This is a genomic window from Dyella sp. KRB-257, assembly GCF_049445995.1.
Classification (GTDB): Bacteria; Pseudomonadota; Gammaproteobacteria; order Xanthomonadales; family Rhodanobacteraceae; genus Dyella_A.
In genome coordinates, this window is record NZ_JBMSDZ010000003.1 from 14,757 (window position 1) to 38,048 (window position 23,292).

General features: G+C 69.0%; 20 protein-coding genes, 1 tRNA gene and 1 pseudogene. 9 read left to right on the forward strand and 13 right to left on the reverse strand.

Annotation, left to right across the window (positions count from 1 at the left end):
• Positions 1–43 precede the first annotated feature (43 nt).
• The 4 genes from pheT (at position 44) to ACO2Q2_RS02880 (ending at position 3,209) form a co-directional block, all read left to right on the forward strand.
• Positions 44–2,422, forward strand: a complete 2,379-nt coding sequence (pheT, locus tag ACO2Q2_RS02865) for a phenylalanine--tRNA ligase subunit beta (protein ID WP_423254254.1) — start codon at positions 44–46, stop codon at positions 2,420–2,422.
• A gap of 1 nt (position 2,423) precedes the next feature.
• A complete protein-coding gene (gene ihfA / locus ACO2Q2_RS02870; RefSeq protein ID WP_423254255.1) occupies positions 2,424–2,723 on the forward strand; it encodes an integration host factor subunit alpha in 300 nt (99 codons plus the stop codon).
• Complete coding sequence (locus ACO2Q2_RS02875; RefSeq protein WP_423254256.1) at positions 2,704–3,066, forward strand: MerR family transcriptional regulator; 363 nt, start codon at positions 2,704–2,706, stop codon at positions 3,064–3,066. The genes ihfA and ACO2Q2_RS02875 overlap by 20 nt, the downstream gene beginning before the upstream one ends.
• A 66-nt stretch (positions 3,067–3,132) precedes the next feature.
• A tRNA-Pro gene (locus ACO2Q2_RS02880) sits at positions 3,133–3,209 on the forward strand.
• 52 nt (positions 3,210–3,261) lie between these two features.
• Here the strand turns inward: ACO2Q2_RS02880 and ACO2Q2_RS02885 are convergent.
• The 9 genes and pseudogenes from ACO2Q2_RS02885 to serA form a co-directional block, all read right to left on the reverse strand.
• Positions 3,262–4,305, reverse strand: a complete 1,044-nt coding sequence (locus ACO2Q2_RS02885; RefSeq protein ID WP_423254257.1) for a zinc-dependent alcohol dehydrogenase family protein — start codon at positions 4,303–4,305, stop codon at positions 3,262–3,264.
• 187 nt (positions 4,306–4,492) lie between these two features.
• Complete coding sequence (locus ACO2Q2_RS02890; RefSeq protein ID WP_423254258.1) at positions 4,493–6,124, reverse strand: FUSC family protein; 1,632 nt, start codon at positions 6,122–6,124, stop codon at positions 4,493–4,495.
• Between the two features lie 22 nt (positions 6,125–6,146).
• Positions 6,147–6,308: pseudogene (locus ACO2Q2_RS02895) on the reverse strand (FUSC family protein); the annotation flags it as partial.
• 17 nt (positions 6,309–6,325) lie between these two features.
• Positions 6,326–8,350, reverse strand: a complete 2,025-nt coding sequence (locus tag ACO2Q2_RS02900; RefSeq protein WP_423254259.1) for an FUSC family protein — start codon at positions 8,348–8,350, stop codon at positions 6,326–6,328.
• Positions 8,351–8,362: 12 nt separating this feature from the next.
• Positions 8,363–9,847 (reverse strand): efflux transporter outer membrane subunit, encoded by a 1,485-nt coding sequence (locus tag ACO2Q2_RS02905; protein WP_423254260.1) that lies wholly within the window; start codon positions 9,845–9,847, stop codon positions 8,363–8,365.
• The gene (locus tag ACO2Q2_RS02910) at positions 9,844–10,854 is read right to left on the reverse strand and encodes a biotin/lipoyl-binding protein (protein ID WP_423254261.1); all 1,011 of its coding nucleotides are present in this window, start codon (positions 10,852–10,854) and stop codon (positions 9,844–9,846) included. Before ACO2Q2_RS02910 ends, ACO2Q2_RS02905 begins: the two co-directional genes overlap by 4 nt.
• Positions 10,851–11,060: a DUF1656 domain-containing protein gene (locus ACO2Q2_RS02915; RefSeq protein ID WP_423254262.1), complete on the reverse strand. Its 210-nt coding sequence runs from the start codon at positions 11,058–11,060 to the stop codon at positions 10,851–10,853. Before ACO2Q2_RS02915 ends, ACO2Q2_RS02910 begins: the two co-directional genes overlap by 4 nt.
• Before the next feature lie 96 nt (positions 11,061–11,156).
• Positions 11,157–11,600: a MarR family winged helix-turn-helix transcriptional regulator gene (locus ACO2Q2_RS02920; protein ID WP_423254263.1), complete on the reverse strand. Its 444-nt coding sequence runs from the start codon at positions 11,598–11,600 to the stop codon at positions 11,157–11,159.
• Between the two features lie 146 nt (positions 11,601–11,746).
• Positions 11,747–12,979 carry a phosphoglycerate dehydrogenase gene (gene serA, locus ACO2Q2_RS02925; RefSeq protein WP_423254264.1) on the reverse strand — a complete coding sequence of 411 codons (1,233 nt, stop codon included), beginning with the start codon at positions 12,977–12,979 and terminating at the stop codon, positions 11,747–11,749.
• Positions 12,980–13,110: 131 nt separating this feature from the next.
• On the opposite strand from serA, the gene ACO2Q2_RS02930 reads away from it, so the two are divergent.
• From ACO2Q2_RS02930 to pip, 3 genes are read left to right on the forward strand one after another with little or no spacing between them, the layout of a single operon-like run.
• Complete coding sequence (locus tag ACO2Q2_RS02930) at positions 13,111–14,523, forward strand: FAD-binding oxidoreductase (protein WP_423254265.1); 1,413 nt, start codon at positions 13,111–13,113, stop codon at positions 14,521–14,523.
• Between the two features lie 18 nt (positions 14,524–14,541).
• Positions 14,542–14,706, forward strand: coding sequence for a hypothetical protein (locus ACO2Q2_RS02935; protein WP_423254267.1), 165 nt, complete (start codon positions 14,542–14,544; stop codon positions 14,704–14,706).
• Positions 14,707–14,763: 57 nt separating this feature from the next.
• Entirely contained in the window at positions 14,764–15,741 is a 978-nt protein-coding gene (gene pip, locus ACO2Q2_RS02940) for a prolyl aminopeptidase (protein WP_423254269.1), read from the forward strand.
• 350 nt (positions 15,742–16,091) lie between these two features.
• On the opposite strand, the gene ACO2Q2_RS02945 is transcribed toward pip, so the two are convergent.
• Positions 16,092–17,084: a polyprenyl synthetase family protein gene (locus tag ACO2Q2_RS02945; RefSeq protein WP_423254270.1), complete on the reverse strand. Its 993-nt coding sequence runs from the start codon at positions 17,082–17,084 to the stop codon at positions 16,092–16,094.
• Between the two features lie 149 nt (positions 17,085–17,233).
• Between ACO2Q2_RS02945 and ACO2Q2_RS02950 the strand changes: the two genes are divergently transcribed.
• The gene (locus ACO2Q2_RS02950; RefSeq protein WP_423254271.1) at positions 17,234–18,469 is read left to right on the forward strand and encodes an MFS transporter; all 1,236 of its coding nucleotides are present in this window, start codon (positions 17,234–17,236) and stop codon (positions 18,467–18,469) included.
• Between the two features lie 157 nt (positions 18,470–18,626).
• Here ACO2Q2_RS02950 and ACO2Q2_RS02955 read toward each other — a convergent pair whose 3' ends face one another.
• Entirely contained in the window at positions 18,627–19,076 is a 450-nt protein-coding gene (locus ACO2Q2_RS02955) for a hypothetical protein (protein ID WP_423254273.1), read from the reverse strand.
• Positions 19,077–19,302: 226 nt separating this feature from the next.
• On the opposite strand from ACO2Q2_RS02955, the gene ssb reads away from it, so the two are divergent.
• Positions 19,303–19,806 (forward strand): single-stranded DNA-binding protein, encoded by a 504-nt coding sequence (gene ssb / locus ACO2Q2_RS02960; RefSeq protein ID WP_423254274.1) that lies wholly within the window; start codon positions 19,303–19,305, stop codon positions 19,804–19,806.
• A gap of 264 nt (positions 19,807–20,070) precedes the next feature.
• Here the strand turns inward: ssb and ACO2Q2_RS02965 are convergent, their stop codons facing one another.
• Together ACO2Q2_RS02965 and ACO2Q2_RS02970 are read right to left on the reverse strand one after the other, a co-directional pair.
• Positions 20,071–20,796, reverse strand: coding sequence for a L,D-transpeptidase (locus ACO2Q2_RS02965; RefSeq protein WP_423254275.1), 726 nt, complete (start codon positions 20,794–20,796; stop codon positions 20,071–20,073).
• Positions 20,796–23,114, reverse strand: coding sequence for a filamentous hemagglutinin N-terminal domain-containing protein (locus ACO2Q2_RS02970; protein ID WP_423254276.1), 2,319 nt, complete (start codon positions 23,112–23,114; stop codon positions 20,796–20,798). The genes ACO2Q2_RS02965 and ACO2Q2_RS02970 overlap by 1 nt, the downstream gene beginning before the upstream one ends.
• Between the last annotated feature and the right edge of the window lie 178 nt (positions 23,115–23,292).

A 23,292-nucleotide genomic window follows, 5' to 3' on the forward strand; every position in this document is an offset into this window, starting at 1 on the left:
TACGAATCCCCCATCCCGAATTTCGAATCCCGGACGTCAACCCATGAAATTCTCCGAGAACTGGCTGCGCGAACTGGTCGAGATCCGCGCCGACCGCGCCCAACTGGCTCATGCGTTGACCATGGCGGGGCTGGAGGTGGAGGAACTGACCGCGCTGGGCGAAGGCCTGGACGGCGTGGTGGTGGCCGAGATCGTCGCCGCCGAGAGGCATCCGCAAGCCGATCGGCTGCAGGTGTGCCGCGTCGACGCCGGGCAGGGCCAGCCGCTGCAGATCGTCTGCGGCGCGCCGAACGCGCGGGTCGGCATCAAGGTGCCGCTGGCCATGGTCGGTGCGTCCTTGCCCGGCGGCATCGCGATCAAGGCCGCCAGGCTGCGCGGCGTGGAATCGTTCGGCATGCTGTGCTCGGCCAAGGAGCTCGGCGTCGACGCCGATGCCTCCGGCCTGCTGGAACTGCCGCTCGACGCGCCGGTGGGCCAGCCGCTGGCGGCCTGCCTCGGCCTGCCCGATGCCAGCATCGAGCTCAAGCTCACCCCGAACCGTCCGGACTGCCTGGGCCTGGTTGGCCTGGCGCATGACGTGGCCGCGCTGTTCGGCAGCCACGTGAAGGTGCCGGCGCAGGCTGCCGCCCCGGTGAGCAGCGACGCCCGTCGCGACATCCGGCTGGAAGCCGGCAAGGATGCGCCGCGCTACCTCGGGCGCGTCATCGAGGGCATCGACGCCGCCGCGCGCACGCCGCTGTGGATGGCCGAGCGGCTGCGCCGCGCCGGCCTGCGACCGATCAGCGCGGTGGTCGATGTGACCAACTACGTGATGCTCGAGCTGGGCCAGCCGATGCACGCGTTCGACAACGACGCGCTCGAGGGCGACATCGTGGTGCGCCACGCCACGGCCGGCGAAGCGCTGAAACTGCTGGATGGCAGCGAAGCCGCGCTCGATTCGTCCTTCGTGGTGATCGCCGACGAGACCAAGGCGCTGGCCGTGGCCGGCGTGATGGGCGGGTATGACTCGCGCGTCACCGACGCCACCGCCAACGTGTTCCTGGAGTCGGCGCACTTCGCACCGGCCGCGATCATGGGCAAGGCGCGCAGGCTCGGTCTGCATACCGACGCCTCGCACCGCTTCGAGCGCGGCGTCGATCCGGTGCTGCCGCGGCGCGCGCTGGAGCGCGCCACCGAACTGCTGCTGACGATCGTCGGCGGGCAGGCCGGTCCGGTGCTGGTGGCCGAACGGCCGGAAGACCTCCCGCCACCGACGCCGGTCGCATTGCGTCGCGAGCGGCTGCGGCGCGTGCTCGGCGTTACGGTGGACGACGCCACCGTGGCACGCATCTTCACCGCGCTGGGCATGCAGGTGGCGGCCACCGCCGACGGCTGGACCGTCACCGCGCCGAGCAGCCGCTTCGACATCGAGCGCGAGGAGGACCTCATCGAGGAGGTCGCGCGCATCTTCGGCTACGACAACATCCCCACCCACGCGCCGGCCGGCGCGCTGGCGCTGGCGGCCGAGCCGGAAGCGCGCATCGGCGAACTCGCCCTGCGCGAGCAGTTGGCGGCACGCGGCCATTACGAGGCGGTGAACCTGTCCTTCGTATCGGCCGAGCTGCTGGCACGCTGGGGCTACGCCGACCGGCTGGTGCCGCTGGCCAATCCGCTGTCGGCGGACCTGGCGGTGATGCGGCCGTCGCTGCTGCCGGGGCTGGTCGAATCGCTGCGCCACAACCGCGCGCGCCAGCAGGAGCGGGTGCGCCTGTTCGAGCTGGCGCGGGTGTTTGCCGCCGGCGACCCGCCGGCCGAGACGCCGAGCCTGGCGATCGCCGCCTGCGGCAGCGCCAAGGCCGAACAGTGGGGCGAGCGCGCGCGTGCGCTGGACTTCTTCGACCTCAAGGGCGAGCTGGACGCCATCATCGCCTGGGGCGGCGAGCCGCTGCGCTGGTCGGTGCATGCCGACGCGTTGCCGGCCTGGCTGCACCCGGGTCGTGGCGCGCGCGTGGCGCGCGATGGCGTCACCGTCGGCTACCTCGGCGCGCTCCACCCGCAGCTGGCCAAGGCACTGGACCTGGGGCCGGACGTGCACGTGCTGGAAGTGGCGCTGGATCCCCTGCTGGCCCGACGCCTGCCGCGCGCGCGGCCGGTGCCGCGCTTCCCTTCGGTCCGCCGCGATCTCGCGCTGGACCTGCCCGAGGCGGTGAGCTGGTCACAGATCGAGCAGGTGGTCCGTGACACGCTCGGTGGCGTGCTCGCCCAGCTCAAACTGTTCGACCGCTACAGCGGCAAGGGGGTCGAAGCAGGCCGAAAAAGCCTCGCTATGGGCTTGATTTTGCAGGACGCTTCACGCACGCTTACCGACGACGACGCGGACCGTTGCGTACGCGAGGCGGTCACTGCGCTGGAGAAGGCATGCAAGGCAAGATTGCGAGGTTGAGATGGCGCTGACCAAGGCGGAGATGGCCGAGCGCCTGTTCCTCGAGGTGGGCCTCAACAAGCGTGAAGCGAAGGAGTTCGTGGACGCCTACTTCGAGGTGGTCCGCGAAGCGTTGGAAAGGGGGGAGCAGGTCAAATTGTCCGGTTTCGGCAATTTCGACCTGCGCATGAAGAACCAGCGTCCGGGACGCAACCCGAAAACGGGCGAGGAGATTCCGATCTCCGCCCGCCGGGTGGTGACGTTCCGTCCGGGTCAGAAACTCAAGGTGCGGGTCGAGAGCTATGCTGGACCAAGGGAATAACACCGAACTTCCAGCCATCCCGGCCAAGCGCTACTTCACCATCGGTGAGGTGAGCGAGCTGTGCGGGGTGAAGCCGCACGTGCTGCGCTACTGGGAGCAGGAATTTCCCGCGCTCAACCCGGTCAAGCGCCGCGGCAACCGCCGCTACTACCAGCGCCACGACGTGTTGATGATCCGCCAGATCCGCTCGCTGCTGTACGACGAGGGTTTCACCATCACCGGTGCCCGCGCCCGGCTGGAAGGCCCGCAGGCGCGGATGGAGGCGAGCATGTCGCACCAGATCGTGCGCCAGGTGCGCATGGAACTGGAGGAAATCCTCGGTCTGCTGCGCCGACCGGGTTGATCGGTACGTCCCGAGGCTTCCGGCCGCTGCCGGCAAGCTGCTAGACTTGTCGACTTGTTCGATCGTCGGGGCGTAGCGCAGCCTGGTAGCGCATCTGCCTGGGGGGCAGAGGGTCGTCGGTTCGAATCCGGCCGCCCCGACCAATTCGGCAAGGGCCAAGCCGACCGAACCGGCCCGGCCCGTCGGGTCAGGAGGTCAGTTGCTGATGATCACCTTGAGCGCCTTGTTGCGTGCCGCCTGGGCGAAGGTCTCGTAGGCCGCATCGATCTCATCCAGGGCATAGCGATGGGTGATCAGCAGCTTGGGATCGATCTTGCGCGATTGCACCACCTTGAGCAGCATGCCGGTGGTGACGGTATCCACCAGCCGGGTGGTGATGGTGATGTTCTGCGCCCACAGCCGCTCCAGGTGCAGGTCCACCTTGGCGCCGTGCACGCCGACGTTGGCGATGATGCCGCCGGGCGCGACGATGTCCTCGCACAGCTCGAAGGTGGCGGGCACCCCCACCGCTTCGATCGCCGTGTCCACGCCCATGCCTGCGGTAAGCTGCTGAACCTGGGCGGCCGCCGCCGCGTTGCCGGCGCTGCTGTTGATGGTGTCGGTGGCGCCGAAGCGGCGTGCCACCTCCAGGCGGTTGTCGTCCAGATCGATCATGATCAGCCGGGCCGGCGCGTAGAACTGCGCGGTGAGCAGCGCCGCGAGGCCCACCGGGCCGGCGCCGACGATCGCCACCGTGCCGCCGGGCGCCACCTTGCCGTTGAGCACGCCGCACTCGAAACCGGTCGGCAGGATGTCGCTGAGCATCACCAGCGCTTCCTCCTCGCAGTCCGGTGGCAGCGGATACAAGCTCGTATCCGCGTGCGGAATTCTCACGTACTCGGCCTGGGTGCCGTCGATGCGGTTGCCCAGGATCCAGCCGCCGCTGGTGCAGTGCGAATACATGCCGCGCCGGCAGTAGTCGCACTTCGCGCAGGCGGTGATGCAGGAGATCAGCACGGGGTCGCCGGGCTTGAAGGCGGTGACCGCCGCGCCGACCTCCTCCACCACGCCCACGCCCTCGTGCCCGAGGATGCGCCCGGGCTCGCAGGTCGGCACGTCCCCCTTGAGGATGTGCAGATCGGTGCCGCAGATGGTGGTCTTGGTGACCCTGACGACGGCGTCGGTCGGCGCCGTCAGGCCGGGCTTGGGGCGCTCCTGCAAGGATTTGCGCCCGGGCCCCTCATAGACGAGTGCTTTCATGCTCCGCTTCCTCTGCTTTGGAAACCGGTTCATTGAAAACGGCACAGGACCCGGCCACATTGACCCTCGTCAATATCTTGTCGGGCTAACCCGCATTTCTCACCAGCCGACCAAGTCGGCCCGGCGGAACCATTTTGACGGGTTGGCCTTGACGGATGGGATGTGTGATGTGGGAAATCAGGAGGGTTCATGCAAGCCCGGCGCGGGGATGCGCCGGGTCCGGACCGCCCATGCCTGCCGGTGCCGAGTGATCTTCGGGGAACAGGTTGCGGCGCAGGCTGGTCAGCGCGGACAGCGCTCCGGGGTCGATCTCCGCGGTGGCCAGGACAAGAGTGAGACAATGATCGATCTGCTCGTGCAGGGCCGGCGGGGCGCGCAACTGCGGTGCGCGCTGTAGCGCGCGGTAGTGTTCGGCGATCCGGTGGACCAGCGCCTGCAAGGCCTTTTGCTGCGCCGCGGGAGCCGTCTGGCTGACGGCATGCAACTGGGCCAGCGCGCCGCCCGTCATCATGTCGCGCAGCGCATCCTCCGGTGGCCCGCCCGTGGGCGAGCTCGCCATGCGCAGCGTGAGCAGCCCGATGCGATGGGCCATTCGACTGCGCCATAGCGGCTGTGCCGCGGGCGAGAGGTGGCGCAACGAGGCGATGTCGCGGCGTCCGGCCGCCAGCGTCCGCCGCACCATGCCGTCCACCCACAGGAAGCGCGTCAGGCTCACCATCAGCATGGCGTAGTAGATACCGATCAGGGTGGCGATGCCGGCGTTGAGATAGAGCTGAAAATCGGCGTGGAAGCTGCGGTCGATGATGTTCGGACTGAACACGCCCACGACAAAATTGAAGCCCATCGCGCTGAAGCGCGGTGTCCCCATCATCAGGCCGCTGAGCAGCAGCGCAGGCGCCATCGCCAGCACCAGGGCGCCGAAGTCGCTGATTGCAGGCAGGATCAGCACGACGTAGACCATCCCCAGCAGCAGGCGCAGGACCACGCCGACAAACTTGTTCTTCAGCATCTGCGAAGGATCGGGTGTGGCCGAATAGATCGAGAAATACACGCCGGCCATCATCACGGCGCTGTAGCCGGTAAGCCAACCGGAGGCGATCCACGCCGCATTGCCGACAAACACCGTTGCCATGACGGCCAGGCTGGCGCCGGCCGCACCGCGCCAGTCGCGTTCCATCGGCCGCCACCGGCGCCTCCCCACCAGGGCGGCCGACCGCTCGGCGGTGGGGTGGGCGGGTCCGCGGGCTCCTTCGACTCGATCGCGCAGTCGCAGGATCGCTCCCTTCAGGGCGATCAGTTCGCGGACGCGGTCGAGCAGGTTGCAGGTCAGCGCATCGCGCCAGGTCAGCCCCGGGGCGATCGCCGGGCGCAATGCGTCGCAGTGCTGCTGCAGGCGCTGCATCTGCGCCATTTGCTGCCGCGGCTCCTCGGCGGCGGCAGCGAACCACGACTGCGTCTCCCTCAGGAACGGCTCGATGCCCTCTTGCAGCGGATCCAGCCGGGCGAGTTCGCTCAGGCGATCATCGACTGCCAACGACAGCGGCATGATCCGCTCGACCAGCGCCAACGTCCACTGGATCGCTTCGAGCTGTCCCCGCAGATACGTCCCCTCGTAACGCGCGTGCAGCAGCAGCTCGTGCAGTTCGTTGATCGCGGTGGCGAGTTTGCGACGGTCTGGTGCGGTCCGCCCGGCGTCGTCCGCGGCGAGCGCGTCGATGCAGACGGCCTGGGCATCCTGCAGCGCGGCCGCCAGCCGCGCGCGCAGGATCCTGGCGGTGGATACGGGAAAGACGACCGCGTGCACGACGGTGCCGCACATGCGATAGATGTCCCTTGGACACCGTGGCTCCCGCGTGCGGCTGGGCCACGATGTAGGCGGTGATGACAGACCAGGCCGGGTTGTCCAGTCCGGCGCGCAGCGCGATGTACAGCGCGAGCATGCCGGCCAGGAAATTCTTGAGCGAGAAGAAGACCGCCGTACGTGGAATGCCCAGTGTCTTCATTGCATCCACGGATGCCGTCAGGCGGACGAGGTGCCGGCCGGCGGCTGATGCGGGAACAGCCCGAAGCGCAGGCCGATCAGCCCCAGCAGGGCTTCATCCCGTGCATCGCCCGGCGCCAGCGTGGGCAGACCCGACAGTGCGGCATCCAGGGCCACTTTCAGTGCCTGTGGCGCGGGCACCGGGCGGCCGGCGCGCTGACGCGTCCGGTAGTGTGCGGCGACATCCGCCAGCAGGCGATTGAGCGCCTGTGCGTTCGCCGCGGGCAATGCGTTGCGCGCGCGGCGCAGGTTGAGGATGTTGAGGCCGATGCGCACCTCGTCGAGCATGTCCACGCCGCTGACGTCGCTGCCGGCCGGCAGCGAGGCCAGACGCGGCGCCAGCAGGCCGAGCAGGTCGAGCATGCGGACCATGAAGCGGTCGCGATCCTGGCGGCCGCGGCCTTCGGCGGCCGCGGCGAGCAGTGCCCACCCCTGGCGGACCAGGCGCCGGGCGCTCCACTCCGCGCCGACCGAGCGGAACAGCCGGGTCGTCAGCAAGGCGAACAGCAGCCCGAGGACGGTCGAGATCGCCGAGTTGACGTAGCGGGCGAAGTCCGGCACGTAATGGTTCTGGATCGACAGCAGCGAAGCGAAGTTGGTGGCCAGGATCATGCCGGGCATGAACAACTTCGGCCGCGAAAGCATCAGCCCGACCAGCAACAGGACCGGCGCAATCACCACCACCAGCGGCATGAAGTCATGGATCGCCGGCAGGATGCCGAACAGGTACACACCGGCAGCCAGCATCGCCACCACGGCCGAGTTCAGGAACACGACGATGTTTGGCGCCGGGTCGTCCTGCGCGGCGAAGAACGCCGCGGCGACCGCCGCCATCATCGCGCCGGAGGCACCGTCGGACCAGCCGAGCGCGATCCAGAGCAGGCAGTAGGCGAACAGCGTGGCGCCGGCGGCCAGGGACGAAAACGACAGCATGCCCCAGTCGATGTGGCGGTTGCTGGCCCGCACCAGCCGGCGCAGGTCGATACCGAAGGCGGGCGCCGGCGGCGGCCGGCCGGCCTCGATCGACTGGCGCAGATGACCACTGTCGTACCACAACTCGGCCAGTTCCTTGAGACGCAGCAGCAGGCTGCTGCGCAGCAGGCCGACCGGGTCTGCGTCGAGCGCGGGTCGCAAGGCGGCGATCCGGGCGCGCAGGCCCTCGAGCACCTCGCGCGTGGGCGCCACGTCCTCGCCGATCCAGGCGCGCAGGTCGGCGAGCAGCGCCTGCAGTTCGGCGTCGGGCACTGCGACCTCGCCGAGGTTGCCGAGGCGGTCCTCCACCGCGGCCAGCACCGGCAGCAGGCCGAGCAGCCGCGCGCGCAGCTCCTCGAGCCATTCGTCGAGCTTGCCATGGCGCGGGTCATCGCGCTTGGCGAACGGAATCACCAGGTCCAGTTGCGACAGATCCCCAGCCAACTGCCGGCGCAATGCACGCGGACTGCCCGCACGCGCCAGCGTCTGCGTGCACCACGCGCGGGCGTCGCGCATCAGGGCGTCGACGCGCTGACGGATCATCGGCTGGATCGAGACGGGAAATACCACGGCCCCGACGACCACCGCGCACAGGCTGCCCAGCACGATCTCCTCGCTGCGCGCCAGCACCGTATCGAAGATCGCATCGGGCTGGGTCACGACGGGGAAACCGACGAACGCGGCGGTGTATCCGGCCAGCATGAAGACGTACGACGAGGGCCCGCGGTGCAGCAGCGCGGCGAACAGGCAGGCCGACAGCCACAGCGACATCGCCAGACTCAGCAGTACCGGGGCCTGCAGCAGGTTGGGCACGATCGCAATGACCGCAACCGCGGCGATCAGCGTGCCGCTGATGCGGTAGATGCCGCGCGAATTCGTGCCGCCCAGCACCGGCTGCAACACGATGTAGGCGGTGGCCATCGCCCAGTAGGGTCGCTCCAGATCGGCCGCCAGCGCGATGTACAGCGCGATCATGGCGGCCAGAAACGATTTGGCCGAATGCAGCCAGGCCTGCCGGTCGAGTAGCAGCATGATGCGTCCTGGCTAGGGCCGTTGGGCGATGCCGGCCGCCGCACGGCCGTTGCCGGGTTTGGCCTCGTGCCGGCGCCAGCCGCCGCCGAGGGCCAGGAACAGGCGGATCTGGTCCTGCGACACCTGCGCCTCAGTGCCGGCGAGGCTGGCCTCGGCCGTGGCGAGCGTGCGTTCGGCATCCAGGCTGGACAGGTAGGGTTCGCGGCCGCCCCGGTAGAGGCGGTGCAGGTCGGCGGCGGCGGTGCGGGCCCGATCGCGCGCCTGCCGCAGCGCCGCTTCGCGGCGAAGATCCTGGGCATAGCCGTCGAGAATCGTCTGCGTCTCCCGCAGCGCCTCCAGCACGACGTGATCGAACTCGGCCAGCGCCACCTCGGCGCCCGCTTTCGCCAGGGCGATCCGCGCGTGCGCACCGCGGCCGGGGATCGACCAGGAGATCAGCGGACCGATCGACCATTCCCGCGTCGCCGGTTTCCCGAAGTCCTCCAGCAGCCCATTGGCGCCGACCGAGGCGCCCAGGCGAACGTCGGGGTATAGCTCGGCAGTGGCAATGCCGATTCCGGCGGTGGCGGCCGCCAGCTCGCGTTCGGCACGGCGCACGTCGGGACGGCGGCGCAGCAAGGCAGCGCCGTCGCCCACCGGGATGGCCTGCTTCAGCTCCGGTGGCTGCGCGCATTGCATCACGTCGGCCGGCACCCGGTCGGGCGTGCGACCGAGCAGCGCGGCCAGTTCGTAACCGGCGGCCTGCCGGCGCGCCTCGAGGGGGGGCAGTGCCGCCTGCAGCGTCGCCACCTGTGCCGCCGCGCGCTCGACCGCAGTGGGCGTGCCGCGGCCGGCGGCCTGCATCCTCGCGGCGACGTCGCGGCTGCGCTGCTGCAGCTCGAGCGAGCGGCGTGCCACGGCCAGCTCGTGGTTGCTGTGGCAGATCTCGACGTAGGCGCCGACTACCGCCGCCGCCACGCTGATGCGCGCCAGGTCGCCGGCCGCCTGGACGGCCTCGGCGTCGGCGCGTGCGGCCTCGACCCCGCGCCTGATCTTGCCGTACAGGTCGAATTGATAGGACACGGCGAGACTGCCGTCGGCAAAGTTGAACACCGGCAGCGGTTTGGTCAGCAGCAGGGATTCGGCGGAGACGCGGCCGCGTGCAGCCGACATCTGGACGTTCTCCTCCCAGCCGCCGGCCGCGCGCGCCTGGGCGTAGCGCGCCTGGGCCTGGTGCAGGCGCGCGGCGGCGACCTTGAGCTCCGTGTTGGCCTGCAGCGCCTGCTCGACCAGTGCGTCGAGCCGCGGATCGTCATACAGCGCCCACCAGCGCCCCTCGACGGCTGCGTGCGCCGGTGCGACCGCCCTCGAGCCACGGGCATCCAGTGCCGGCGCCGACCGTTGCACCGCCGCGAACGCCGATTTCTTTGGCAACTGGTAGTCCGGGCCGACCGTCGTGCATGCAGCCAAGGCCGCCAGCAGGCCGAGGCTGGCGACCCGCCATGCGGGTCCGTTCATGATGTCTTGACCTGTGCCGTCGTCTTGAGCTGCGCCGGTGCCTTCGCCCGCACCGTCTCGCCGGCGACCACGCTGACCGTGGCGGTGCGTCCGGCGATCAGGTGCATACCGGCAGGCACCTCGTCGATGGCGATCTGCACCGGCACCCGCTGCGCCAGCCGCACCCACTCGAACACCGGCGTCACGTTCGGCAGCATTCTGGAACCGTCGCTGCGATAGCGATCCTCGATGCCGGCGGCGATGCTCCGCACGTGACCATGCAGCACGCCGGGCTCGCCCATGATGTGGATGTCCACGCGGTCGCCCTCGTGGACGCCGTGCAGGCGGGTTTCCTCGAAGTAGCCGTCGACCCGCAACGAACCGGTATCGAGCACCGCCAGTACCGGCTTGCCGGCGGCCACGTAGTCGCCGACACGCACGATGCGGTCGTTGACGCGGCCCTCGACCGGGCTGTGCACGATGGTGCGCTCGAGGTTCAGTCGTGCCAGATCCACCGCCGCCTGGGCCGTGGCCATGTCGGCCTCGGCAGTGGCAATGCCGGCCTGCGCCGCCACCACGGCCGCATGCGCCTTCTCAAGATTGGCGCGCCGCGCTTCGATTTCCTCGGTGGCGACCAGGTCCCGCAAGGCGCGGTCGCGGGACGCCTCGCGCTGCAACTGGCGTTCCGTGGCCTGGCTCTGCACCAGTGCGGCCCGGCTGCGCGCCAGCGCCGCCCGGCTTTGCGCCAGCACGCCCTGTGCCTGCGCCAGGGCAATCCGGTAGCGCGCCTGATCGACGACGAACAGCGCCTCGCCGCGATGTACGGACGCATTGTCGCGAACCCGCACCTCGGTCACCAGCCCGGACACGTCCGGCGCCACCTGGACGACGTCGGCGGCGATATGGGCGTCACGCGTCCACGGATCGCGCATGTAGTACTGCCACAGGTGGCGCAGCACCAGCAATGCGGCAACGACCAACACGAGAGGCGCGACCACCGACAAGACCTTGCGAACCGTGGCGTTCATGCCTGAATCCTGCGCAGCAGAGCGAACAGTGCGCCCAGCACCAACACGTACAGGGCGAGGTTGAACATCGGCGGATGCCAGACATGGCGGTACACGCCCAGCCGAAGCAGCACCAGACGCAAGCCGTTCTGCACCAGGTAGGCGAGCAGCATGAGCCCCAGCAGGGTCGGGATGAACACGCCGTAGAGACCGAATTCTCCGTACATGGAATCTCGAATGATGGTGTTCGATGGGAAAAGGATACGTACCGTCCCAAACCCGGCGGAGTCCGCCCGGTCGGGGAACGGCCCCGGGGAAACGCCTCAGCCGACCCGGGTAGCTGCCTGGTCGATGAGGCGGTAAAGCTTCAACACGGCGCGCAATTCCGCGTCGGACAGGGCGGCCAGCACGTCCGCGCGCAGTTGGGTGAGCCCTTGCTCCAACTTGCGATGCAGACGCCGCCCCGCCTCGGTCAACCACAACTGGTTGGCCCGCCGGTCGTTCGCATCGCTTTCGCGGCGCACCAGACCCGCAGCGGCCAACTTGTCGAGCAGGCGCACCAGCGACGGACCTTCGATGCCCAACTGCTGGGCCAGCATCACCTGATGCAAGCCGCCGTCGGACCGGCCGATGAACATGAAGGGGCCGATGCAGGCACTGGAAATCCCGTGGTGTCCCAAGCGCTCCTGCACGATCCGCTGCCACTGCCGGGCGTTGGGCAGCAGGCCGTTGGTCACCTGGAAACGCAACTGTTGCCGGTCGTCCATGTGATAACGATGCTATTAGTTAGCTAATAAATCAACTGGACTCTGATCAGACCGGCCGGATGAGACTCACCTCGACCGCCCGTCATCGGTGCGCGGGCGCTGCGTTACCGTCGGGAGCTCGGCTCTCGGGTTTGCCGCCGAGGCGGTCAGTACAGCACGCGCGTCTTCAGCGTGCCCGGAATGGCCGCCATCCGTTCCTTCAGCGCCTGCACCGGGGCCACCTCGGTGGCCACGTCGATCACCACGTAGCCCAGTTCGGCATCGGTCTGCAGGAACTGCGCGTCGATGTTGACGTTGCCCGCCGAAAACACCTCGTTGATGCGCGAAAGCACGCCCGGCACGTTGCGGTGGATGTGCAGCAGGCGACGGCTCCTCGGATGTTCCGGCAGCGACACCTCGGGGAAGTTCACCGCCGACAGGGTCGAGCCGTTGTCGCTGTAGCGCACCAGCTTGGCCGCCACCTCGATGCCGATGTTGTCCTGCGCCTCCAGCGTGGAGCCGCCGATGTGCGGGGTGAGGATCACGTTGTCCATGCCGACCAGCGGCGAGACGAACGGATCGTCGTTGCCCTTCGGCTCGGCCGGAAACACGTCGATCGCCGCGCCGGCGAGATGCTCGCGCCGCAGTGCGCTGGCCAGTGCGTCGATGTCGACCACGGTGCCGCGCGAAGCGTTGATCAGCAGCGAGCCGGCGCGCATCTTCGCCAGCTGTTCGGCACCGATCATCATCTGCGTGGCGGGCGTCTCGGGCACGTGCAGGCTCACCACGTCCGAGCGTTCCAGCAGGTCGTCCAGGCTCGCCGCGGCGCGGGCATTGCCGAGCGAGAGCTTGGTCTCGATGTCGTGGAAGATCACCTGCATGCCCAGCCCCTCGGCCAGCACGCCGACCTGGGTGCCGATGTGGCCGTAGCCGATCACGCCCAGCGTCTTGCCGCGTGCCTCGTAGCTCCCCAGTGCCGACTTGGTCCAGCCGCCGCGGTGGCACAGCGCGTTCTTCTGCGGGATGCCGCGCAGCAGCATGATCGCCTCGGCCAGCACCAGCTCGGCCACGCTGCGCGTGTTGGAGTACGGCGCGTTGAACACCGGCACGCCGAGTTTCTTCGCCGTGCCCAGATCGACCTGGTTGGTGCCGATGCAGAAGCAACCGATCGCGATCAGCCGCCTGGCCTCGGCCAGCATCTCGGCCGTGAGGTGGCTGCGCGAGCGGATGCCGACGATGTGCGCCTCGGCCACGCGGGCCTTCAGCTCCGCTTCCGGCAGCGATTTCTGGTGGTACTCGATCTGCGTGTAGCCGGCCTGGCGAAAGGTTTCCACGGCGCTCTGGCTGACACCTTCGAGCAGCAGCACCTTGATGTCTTGCCTGGGGTACGAGGTCTTCATGTCGATCCAACGTCGCGGGACAGACCGACACTATGCCAGAGCCGCAGGCGGAATGCGGCAGCGCAGCACTGGACCGCCTCGGGGCACGATGTCAACCTAGGCACTTGCGCCACGCCGACAACGCCCCGCCCATGACCGATCCCCGCCTTGCCCGACTTGCTGCCGTGCTGCCCGCACTGCGCCTGCTGACCGATCCGTCCGACCTGGAGCACTACGGCCGCGACTGGACGCGCCGCTGGACCCCCGCCCCGCTGGCGATCGCCCTGCCGGCCAGCGTGGCCGAGGTGCAGGCGGTGGTGCGCTGGGCGAACGGGCACGGCGTGGCGATCGTGCCCTCCGGCGGGCGCACCGGATTGTCCGGCGGCGCGGTGGCCGCGAACGGCGAACTGGTGCTGAGCCTGGAGCGGATGAACCAGCCGATCGCCTTCGACGCGGTCGACCGTACGCTCACCGTGCAGGCCGGCATGCCGCTGCAGGCGGTGCAGGACGCGGCGCGGGCGCACGGCCTGATCTACCCGGTGGACTTCGCCGCGCGCGGCTCGTGCTCGATCGGCGGCAACATCGCCACCAACGCCGGCGGCATCCGGGTGATCCGCTACGGCAACACGCGCGAATGGATCGCCGGCCTCACCGTGGTCACCGGCACCGGCGAGGTGCTGCAACTCAACCGCGGCCTGATCAAGAACTCCAGCGGCTACGACCTGCGCCAGCTGATGATCGCCTCCGAAGGCACGCTCGGCATTTTGGTCGAGGCCACGCTCAGGCTCGCCGATCCACCGCCGCCCTCGCAGGTGATGCTGCTGGCGCTGCCGGACATGGACGCGCTGATGCGCGTGTTCGCCCTGTTCCGCGCCCGACTGGCGCTGCAGGCGTTCGAGTTCTTCACCGACGTGGCGCTGCGTCACGTGCTGGCGCACGGCGCGCAGCGGGCGATCGACGGCGAGCACCCGTACTACGTGGTCACCGAGTTCGACGCGGCCGACGAGCGCGCGCAGGAAGCCGCGCTGGCCGCCTTCGGGGAAGGCGTGGAGCAGGGCTGGATCAGCGACGGCGTGATCGCCCAGAGTGATGCGCAGGCCAGCGCGCTGTGGCGCCTGCGCGAAGGCATCACCGAGGCCGTGGCGCCGCGCCGGCCCTACAAGAACGACGTCTCCGTGCGCATCAGCGCGGTGCCGGACTTCCTGCACGCCATGCAGGACCTGCTCACCCGCGAGTACCCGCAGTTCGAGGTGGTGTGGTTCGGCCACATCGGCGACGGCAACCTGCACATCAACGTGCTGGCCCCGCCGGGCATGGACGACGCGGCCTTCATCGCCCAGTGCGAGCACGTGACCAGGCACCTCGCCGCCACGCTGCAGCAGTTCGGCGGCAGCATCTCGGCCGAGCACGGCATCGGCCTGGTCAAGCGGGCCTACCTGGAGAGCACCCGCAGCGCGGCAGAAATCGCCCTGATGCGCGGCGTGCGGCAGGTGTTCGATCCCCATGGGATCCTCAATCCTGGCAAGCTGTTCATCCCGCTGCCGTCGCCGGACGGCGCCCACTGACCATCGCGAAGCGCAGACGTGAAACCCGATACCCCGAGCAGCAGCGATCCCGCCGACGGTGCCCACGTGCACCCGCACCCACATCTTCCCGGCGAGGCCCACGAGGCCGAGCAGCAGGCCGAATCCGACGAGGTTCTGCACGATCAGGCATTGCGCGACTCGGCCCTGCGCGTGCCCAGGTGAGCCCCCCCCTGCACGCGTGCTAGCCTGATCGGCCAACCCCGCTTGCCAGGAGCACGCATGTCGCCGGAGCGCCGTACGCTGTACCCCGAAATCGAGCCGTTCGACAGCGGCTTGCTGAAGGTCTCGCCGCTGCACACGCTGTACTACGAGCAGAGCGGCAACCCCCACGGCAAGCCGGTGGTGTTCCTGCATGGCGGGCCGGGCGGCGGAGCCAATGCGAAGTGCCGGCGCTTCTTCGATCCGGCGCTGTACCGCATCGTGCTGTTCGACCAGCGCGGTTGCGGCCGGTCCACGCCGCACGCCGAGCTCACCGACAACACCACCTGGGATCTGGTCGCCGACATCGAGCGGCTGCGCGGGCATCTGGCGATCGACCGCTGGCAGGTGTTCGGCGGCTCGTGGGGCTCGACCCTCGCGCTGGCCTACGCCGAAACGCACCCGGATAGGGTCACCGAACTGGTGCTGCGCGGCATCTTCATGCTGCGCCGCCGGGAGCTGGAGTGGTTCTACCAGAAGGGCGCCGACGCGCTCTATCCGGATGCCTGGGAGACTTACCTGGCGGCGATCCCGGAGGCCGAGCGGGGCGACCTGATGAGCGCCTACCACCGCCGCCTCACCAGCGAGGATGCCGCCACGCGCATCGCCGCGGCGCGTGCGTGGTCGGTGTGGGAGGGCGCCACCAGCTTCCTGTGGCAGGACCAGAGCCACATCGAATCCAGTGGCGAGGACGAGTTCGCGCTGGCGTTCGCGCGCATCGAGTGCCACTACTTTGTCAACGGCGGCTTCTTCGCGCACGACGACCAATTGCTGCGCCACGTCGAGCGCATCCGCCACATTCCCGCGGTGATCGTGCAGGGCCGCTACGACGTGGTCTGCCCGCTGCGCAGCGCGTGGGACCTGCATCGCGCCTGGCCGGAGGCCGATCTGCGCATCGTGCAGGACGCCGGCCACTCGGCGTTCGAGCCGGGCATCCTGCACGAGCTGGTCGAGGCGACCGACCGCTTCGCACGGCTTGGCGCCACGCGTACCGCCTGAGAGGCTGAGAAAAAATCGCCCGCCTGCTGCGACCGCCGCCAAACGCCCGTGCCGGCAGTGCGCTGGGGGGCAATCCGGGTCATTTGGCTCACCAAACTCCCCGGATTTGCGCGGCGGCGAGCGGCGAGGCCGGTGCCAGGCGCGCGCCCAGCAGGGCGGCGGCGGAGCCTTGCAGGAAGCGGCGGCGGGTGACCATGGTGGTTCTCTCCGTGGAAGCGGCCGCCACGCGACCGCGGGGACGCGGGATGGGCCAGGCGGTCGGCAGGTGCGGCCGTTGCGCGGCGAGCGTGACGATCAGCTCGTCGAGCTGCCGGCACGGCGCGCCGATGCTGCGCGGGCGCGCGTGGGCCTCAGTGCTTGCGGGCGACCGAGTAGTCGGCCAGCGCCAGCAGGGCGTCGCGATGCGCCGAGGCGGGCAGGCTGTCCAGCGCCGCGCGGGCGGCGCGGGCGTGCTGTTCGGCGCGCTCGCGGGTGCGCTCCAGCGCGCCGGAGTCGCGGATCGAGGCGACGATGCGATCGAGCGAGTCCAGCCCGCCGTGCTCGATGGCGTGGCGCAGCGAGCGCCGCTGCTCCTCGTCGGCGCGCTGCAGCGCGTAGATCAGCGGCAGGGTCGGCTTGCCTTCGGCCAGGTCGTCGCCGATGTTCTTGCCCAGCGTGTCGGCGTCGCTGACGTAGTCGAGCAGGTCGTCGGCGATCTGGAAGGCGTAGCCCAGCTCCATGCCGTAGCGGCGCAGCGCGGCCACCTGCGCGTCCGGCAGGCCGCCGAGCAGGCCGCCAAGCTCGGTGGCGGCGGCGAACAGCACCGCGGTCTTGCGCTCGATCACCGCCAGGTACGCCGCCTCGTCCACGTCGGCGTTGCCGATGTTGAGCAGCTGCAGCACCTCGCCCTCGGCGATGGTGTTGGTGGTGTCGGCGAGGATGCGCATGATGCGCATGTCGTCCAGTTCCACCATCAGCTGGAACGAGCGCGAATAGAGGAAGTCGCCGACCAGCACGCTGGCCGCATTGCCCCACAGCGCGTTGGCGGTCTTGCGGCCGCGGCGCAGGTCCGACTCGTCCACCACGTCGTCGTGCAGCAACGTGGAGGTGTGGATGAACTCGACGATCGCGGCGAGCTTGACGTGCTTGTCCCCAGCATAGCCGGCCGCGCCGGCGGCCAGCACGTGCAGCATCGGGCGCAGCCGTTTGCCGCCGCCGGCGATGATGTGTTCGGCGATCTGGTTGATCAGCACCACGTCGGAGGCGAGCCGGCTGCGGATCAGCGCGTCGACGTGCTGCATGTCGCCGGCGGCCAGTTCGTGTACGCGGGTGAAGTCGTCGGGACGGGAGGCGTCGGCGGGCATCGGGTTTTTCATGGCGGGAAATGGCAAGCGGCCGATTATAGGGTTTGCGGCTGGGCGGGCGCCGGCCGGCGGCGCGACACGCCGCCGCAACGATGCCATGCGGGCGCTCCGTATACTGTGCGGATGGTTTGTCCTTGCCCGATCGTGCCGTGAGCGCCCTTTCCCCTCTCGAACGCCGCAGCGCGCTGACCCTGGCCTGCGTGATCAGCCTGCGCCTGTTCGGCCTGTTCCTGATCATGCCGGTGTTCTCGGTGTACGCGAAGGCGCTGCCGGATTCCACCCCGCTGCTGATCGGCCTGGCGCTGGGCGTGTACGGGCTGGGCCAGATGTGCCTGCAGATTCCGCTCGGCCTGCTGTCCGACCGCATCGGGCGCAAGCCGGCGATCAGCATGGGCCTGGCGGTGTTCGCCGTGGGCGGTCTGGTGGCGGCGATGTCGCACACGCTGATGGGCATCGCGATCGGCCGCGCGCTGCAGGGCATGGGCGCGGTGGCCGGCGCCGGCACCGCGCTGGCGGCCGACCTCACCCGCGAAGAGAACCGCAGCAAGGTGATGGGCATCATCGGCGTGTCGATCGGCATGGCCTTCCTGCTGGCGCTGATCCTGGGCCCGCCGCTGGAGGCGGTCGACGGGCTGTCCGGCCTGTTTGCCGCCACCTCGATCCTCGCCCTGCTGGCGCTGGCCCTGCTGTGGCTGATCGTGCCCACCCCCGAGCGCGTGCGCGCGCCGGCGGCGTCGGGCTTCGGCAGCGTGCTGGCGATGCTGCGCGACCGCCGCATGCTGGTGCTCAACGGCTCGGTGTTCTTCCTGCACCTGCTGCTCACCGCCAGCTTCGTCGGCCTGCCGTTGCTGCTGGTGGACACCCTGCACCTGCCGGTGAGCCGCCACTGGGAGCTGTACCTGCCGGTGATGGCGATCGCCGCGTTCGTGATGGGTGCCAGCCTGCACCACATGAAGGAGATCGCGCAGAGCCTGCGCGTCGTGATGGTGTGCATCGTGGCGATCGGCGTGGCGCTGCTGGGTTTCGCGCTCGGCGGCGATCACATCGCCCTGCTCGGCGTGGCGGCGGCGATGTTCTTCTCCGGCTTCAACCTGCTGGAGGCGGCGCTGCCCAGCCTGGTCTCGCGCCTCGCGCCGGCGGCGCTGCGCGGCGCGGCGATGGGCGCGTATTCCACCAGCCAGTTCATGGGTGCGTTTGTCGGCGGCGCGGTCGGCGGCATCGCGCTGGGCCGGCTCGGCACCTCCGGCGTGTTCGCCTGTGCGGCGGCGCTCACCCTGCTGTGGCTGCCGCTGGTGGTGCTCGGCGCGCGGCGCATCGCCACGGCCGCCGAGGCGGCGTCGCAGCTGCCGCTGGCGGCCGATTGCAAAGGCGCCGGTCCGCCCTGAAGTGCCGCCGGTGCCCTCGCTGCGGGTTTGATCCGGCGGTTTCGGGTGGCCGCTGTACGCCGCGGGCCGAGCATCGAGCGGGCCCGTTTGCCGGATGATGATGCGCCCGGCGGTGGGTGCACCGTTGCCCATGTGCACCGCGGCCGGGGCCTGACACTCAGGGAATTGGGCAGCGCCCGTCCAGCGGCGCCTGCCGCGCCTGCGCCAGCTCGGCCGGCGTCGCCATGCGCTCCTTCGCCGGATCGAACACGATCCGCGCGCGCACGTTGTCGCCGTCGCTGCCGTGGATGTTGGCGATGCCCACGAAGCGCAACAGCGTCCGGCTGCGCGCGTCGTAGGCCACGTCGATGTGCGGCAGCACAAAGCCGATCCAACTGGCCAGGCCCAGGCGGTACTGGCGCGCGGGGCGCCCCTCGACGGTGGCGTCGCCGAACAGCCAGTGCGACTCGCGGTACATCAGGTGGCCGTCGTCGGTGGCATGGGCGCTGCCCGCGAGCCGGCGGATGCCGCCGATCGGCGTGGGCGCGTCGGCCAGCGCGGTGCCGGCGCAGGCGAGCAGCAGGGTCAGTGCGGCCGCAGGGGCGGCCGGCAACGGTGCGATCGTCAAGCGCTTTCTCCGGATCGGGAAACGGGCCGGCGCATCGCATGGGCGCGCACGCGGTTGACGGTTTCTACGCAGGGCGAGCCGCCGCGGATGCGGCGCGGGCCACGCCGAAAGCGGATCGGACGGCTATGATAGGCAGCCTGTCGGGCGCAGCCGCAGCCGGCCGCCCGGCCACATCACACGTCGGCCGGGCGATGCGCGCACCGGCCCAGCAAAGCGAGGTAGTCCCATGGCACGTGGTATCAACAAGGTCATCCTGGTCGGCAATCTGGGCGCGGACCCGGAAGTGCGCTACACCGCCAGCGGCACGGCGATCACCTCGCTCAGCGTGGCCACCTCCGAGAGCTGGACCGACAAGCAGAGCGGCGAGAAGCAGGAACGCACCGAGTGGCATCGCGTGAAGCTGTTCGGCCGCCTCGCCGAGATCGCCGGCGAATACCTGAAGAAGGGCCGGCAGGTCTACATCGAAGGCTCGCTGCGCACCGACAAGTACACCGACAAGCAGGGCGTGGAGCGTTACAGCACCGACATCGTGGCCAACGAGATGCAGATGCTCGGCGGCGGCGGCGAGGGCGGCGGCATGGGCGGCGGTGGCGGCTTCCAGCAGCGCGGCCAGGCCGGCGGCCGTTCCAGCGGCGGTGGTGGCAACCGCGGTGGCGGCAACGACATGCCGCGCCAGGCGCCCGCACCGGCCGACACCGGCGGTTTCGACGACGACGACATTCCGTTCTAGACAACACTTAACTGGGAGTGTTGATAAAGATTTACCTGAAGCCCCGCACTTGCGGGGCTTTTCCTTTTTCAAATGCTCGCGTCGGAGGTTGAGATCGAACGCGCCCCTATGGCTGTGCTGGGCGAGACGAATCTCGACCCAAATCACGCCAGGCTTACCGTTCGATCCGATGCGATCGTTTTGCCATCTCTGGCCACGCTCTTACCCCAGCCATGAAGTCTCCTGCCCGAAAGCGGGCAGCAGGCAGCGACAACCACCATGCAACTATGGTTGCGCCGGAGCAGAGGATTTGGCGTCGCTCTCGATCCCGCTCGACCCGAACACCGCCTGTGCCGAACTGGACTCCGGGAGGATGTAGACGAGCCCACTGGTGTGCGCGAATGCAGGACTGACGAACCGCTCATAGAACTTCAGTGGCACATTGATGCAGCCGTACGAAATGCGGTTGTCCGCGGAGGTGGCACTGCGCAGACGCTCGGCACGGCGCTCCTGTGGAGTTCCCTTGACCACCGGATGCAGCGCGATGGCGTCCTTGTAGTCGATCCACAGGATTTCCTTGCCGTGCGGATCGTGACCCAGCGACGCCACGAAGCGACCCGCTGGCGTGATCCGATCCTGCGGTCGAATGGCCGACATCTTCAGGTCGCCAATCCCTTCGACCGAGCGATCGCCCCGGGCCAACCCGAGCAGGGCGGGTGTGGTGCCCTGGAGGTGACCGGCCGCATCGAATGCGAACACCGCGGCATTGATCTTGTCGATGATCAGGTAGGGCATGCCTGCATTGTTGTGCGTGGCAATTACCCACCGCGCGAGGTCGGTGACGCCGCCTGACACCGGGCTCCCTGCCACATCCACCGCCTCCGGGCGCGCGTTGGCGGCATGGCAGGCGATCGTCGTCAGCGTCACCAGCAGGCAGGCGATTGCCCAACGATGGTGTCCCGCTGCTGCGTTCAAAGCCACCGGCCATGGAGCCGGGATCACGCGTCGCACTAGTTTCGTTCCGGCTTGGGTTTGTAAACAGGCGCCACATAGGGTGCGACTTCGCGGACCGGCGGCGGTGGTGGTGCCTCCACCACGGTCATGGCCAGCGGCGGCGCAGGCGTCAGTTCAACCAGGGTAGCCGGCACAGCGGACCACGGCATGACGGGCGGCGGCAGGATCCCCAGGACAGGAGCCCCTTCGACCAGCATGGGCGGGGGTGGGGCTGTCGCCGGAGCCGGAGCTGGAGCTGGGGCTGGAGCTGGAGCTGGAGCTGGAGCTGGAGCTGGAGCTGGAGCTGGAGCTGGAGCTGGAGCTGGGGCTGGGGCTGGGGCTGGGGCTGGGGCTGGGGCTGGGGCTGGGGCTGGAGCCGGAGCCGGAGCCGGAGCCGGAGCCGGAGCTGGAGCTGGGGCCGGAGCTGGGGCCGGAGCCGGAGCTGGGGCCGGAGCCGGAGCTGGAGCTGGAGCTGGGGCTGGAGCTGGAGCTGGAGCTGGAGCTGGAGCTGGAGCTGGGGCTGGAGCTGGGGCCGGGGCTGCCGTGATCGTCCCGGTGGTGTGGGCAACCACCGGCCCGCAGCAATTCAACGCCAGGGCATATGCGCCCGCATTGGGTCCGGCAAGGGTGTAGCCGGTATAGGTGATGCCCTTGTTCGCGCCCACGTCGGCCGTAACGAAGTTCGCGCTGCTGCCGGTGCCGTTGACGAGCGTTACCCCGGTCGGACTGCCCTTCAATCCGCTCAGCGTGGTTGTGGTGGTTCCATCGAAGGTTTTGTCGCCACCAGCGGCGAACACCAGCATGAATTGGGTAAGGGTGGCGCCCTGGGTAAGGGTGAATTTGTTGGAGTAATCCGTCGGCGCTGCGTAGGAAACGGGGTTGTAATAGATACTGACCGGGGCCGCGGTGACCGTCGCCAGCGGGGCCAGTGAATCGAACACCACCGTGCCACCGGCAGGCCCCGGTCCGGTGCCGTCGGAGTCGGCACTCAGGGTCATGCCTACCGGCAGACCCAGACTGCGGGTGGGGTCGGCGGTACCACGGGTCAGTGTGAGCGCCGCGAAGACATTGACGTTGTTTCCGGCACACAGCAGCAGATTGCCATCCGTCACGGTGGTGGCCGCACGCAGATTGATATCGTTGCCTGCGCTGAGCTTGACACTGCCGTTGGTGGCGGCGACGACCCCATTGAGATTGACATCGCGTCCGCAGCACACCGAGAAATTGCCGTTGGTGGCAGTTACGGCGGCATTGATGTTCACGTCGCGATTGGCGTTCAGCGTCAGCGTGGTGGGCCCGCCGCTGGCGGTCCAGGTGACCGCGTCGTTGATGAAGATGTCGCCGTTGCCGGGACCGGTGCCGGTGGTGTCGATGGAGATGTTGCCGGTAACCAGCTCAGCCGAGAGCGTGGCGCCGGAAATGTTGTCGCCGGGGGCGCTGCCAACGGTGAAATCCAGCGGATCGATCCGCCATTGACCGGCCTTTCCCAGGCTTGCGGAGGTGTTGACCCGTGCACCATCGCGAATATTGACGTGGGCGGCCGAGGTGTCGATGAAGCCACCGTCGCCACCAGCCGGCGCACTGGCGTCCAGGCTGCCCCCGACATTCACACTGCCGCCTTGCATGTCGCCAAGCAGCAGGATCGTGCCATTGCGGTTTTGTATCGTCTGCGCCTGGATCACGCCAGTGTTGTTTACCACCGTGTCCAGCAGGTTGCCTGCCGCCTGCGCCGAGAGCAGCACGCGCCCGCCGTCAGCCTGGATCATGCCGCCGTTGCTCACCAGCGCGTTCACTGCACCCTTGGATACTGATAGGTTCAACAGGCCGTCACCGGCCACGTCCAGCGTGACCGCTTCGCCACCGGCCAGCACCACGTTGCCAAGGCGCGCCGAAATGACGCCCTGATTGCTGACGCTGCGTCCCATCAGGGCGACATAACCGCCATTGCCTGCACTGATGCGCCCCTGGTTAAGGATCGAACCAGTGCCCGCGTTGGCAAACACATAGCGCCCGGCCATGAAATCAGCGTCGGTGATGCCCATGGTGGAAGCCACGAGGCCACCCACGCTGACCGACGCGCCGCGGCCGAACAGCACGCCGCTCGGGTTGAGCAGAAAGACGTTGCCGTTCGCCGTGAGGTTTCCCAGAATGATCGAGGGGTCACCGCCAAGCACCCGGTTCAATGCCACTGAAGTACGACCCGGCTGCACGAACTGCACGGTATCGCCGGCACCGATGCTGAAACTCTGCCAGTTGATGATGAGGTTCGCGCTGGACTGGGTGATCGTGGTGGTGGTGCCGCTGCTGACGATGGTGGCCTGGCCAGCGGCAATCACGCCGTTTGCGGGACTACTCGCGTGGGCCGGCATGGCCAGCGCCAGTATCAGCGATGCCGAAAGGGCCTGCAGGCTGAACGGTACCGGCCCCACCGACCTGCCCGCACCCGGCCTGCTGCGGAAAATGCTTGCGGACGGCGTGCCTGTGGCATCGGTACGTTGTTGCTGAGTCGGGCGA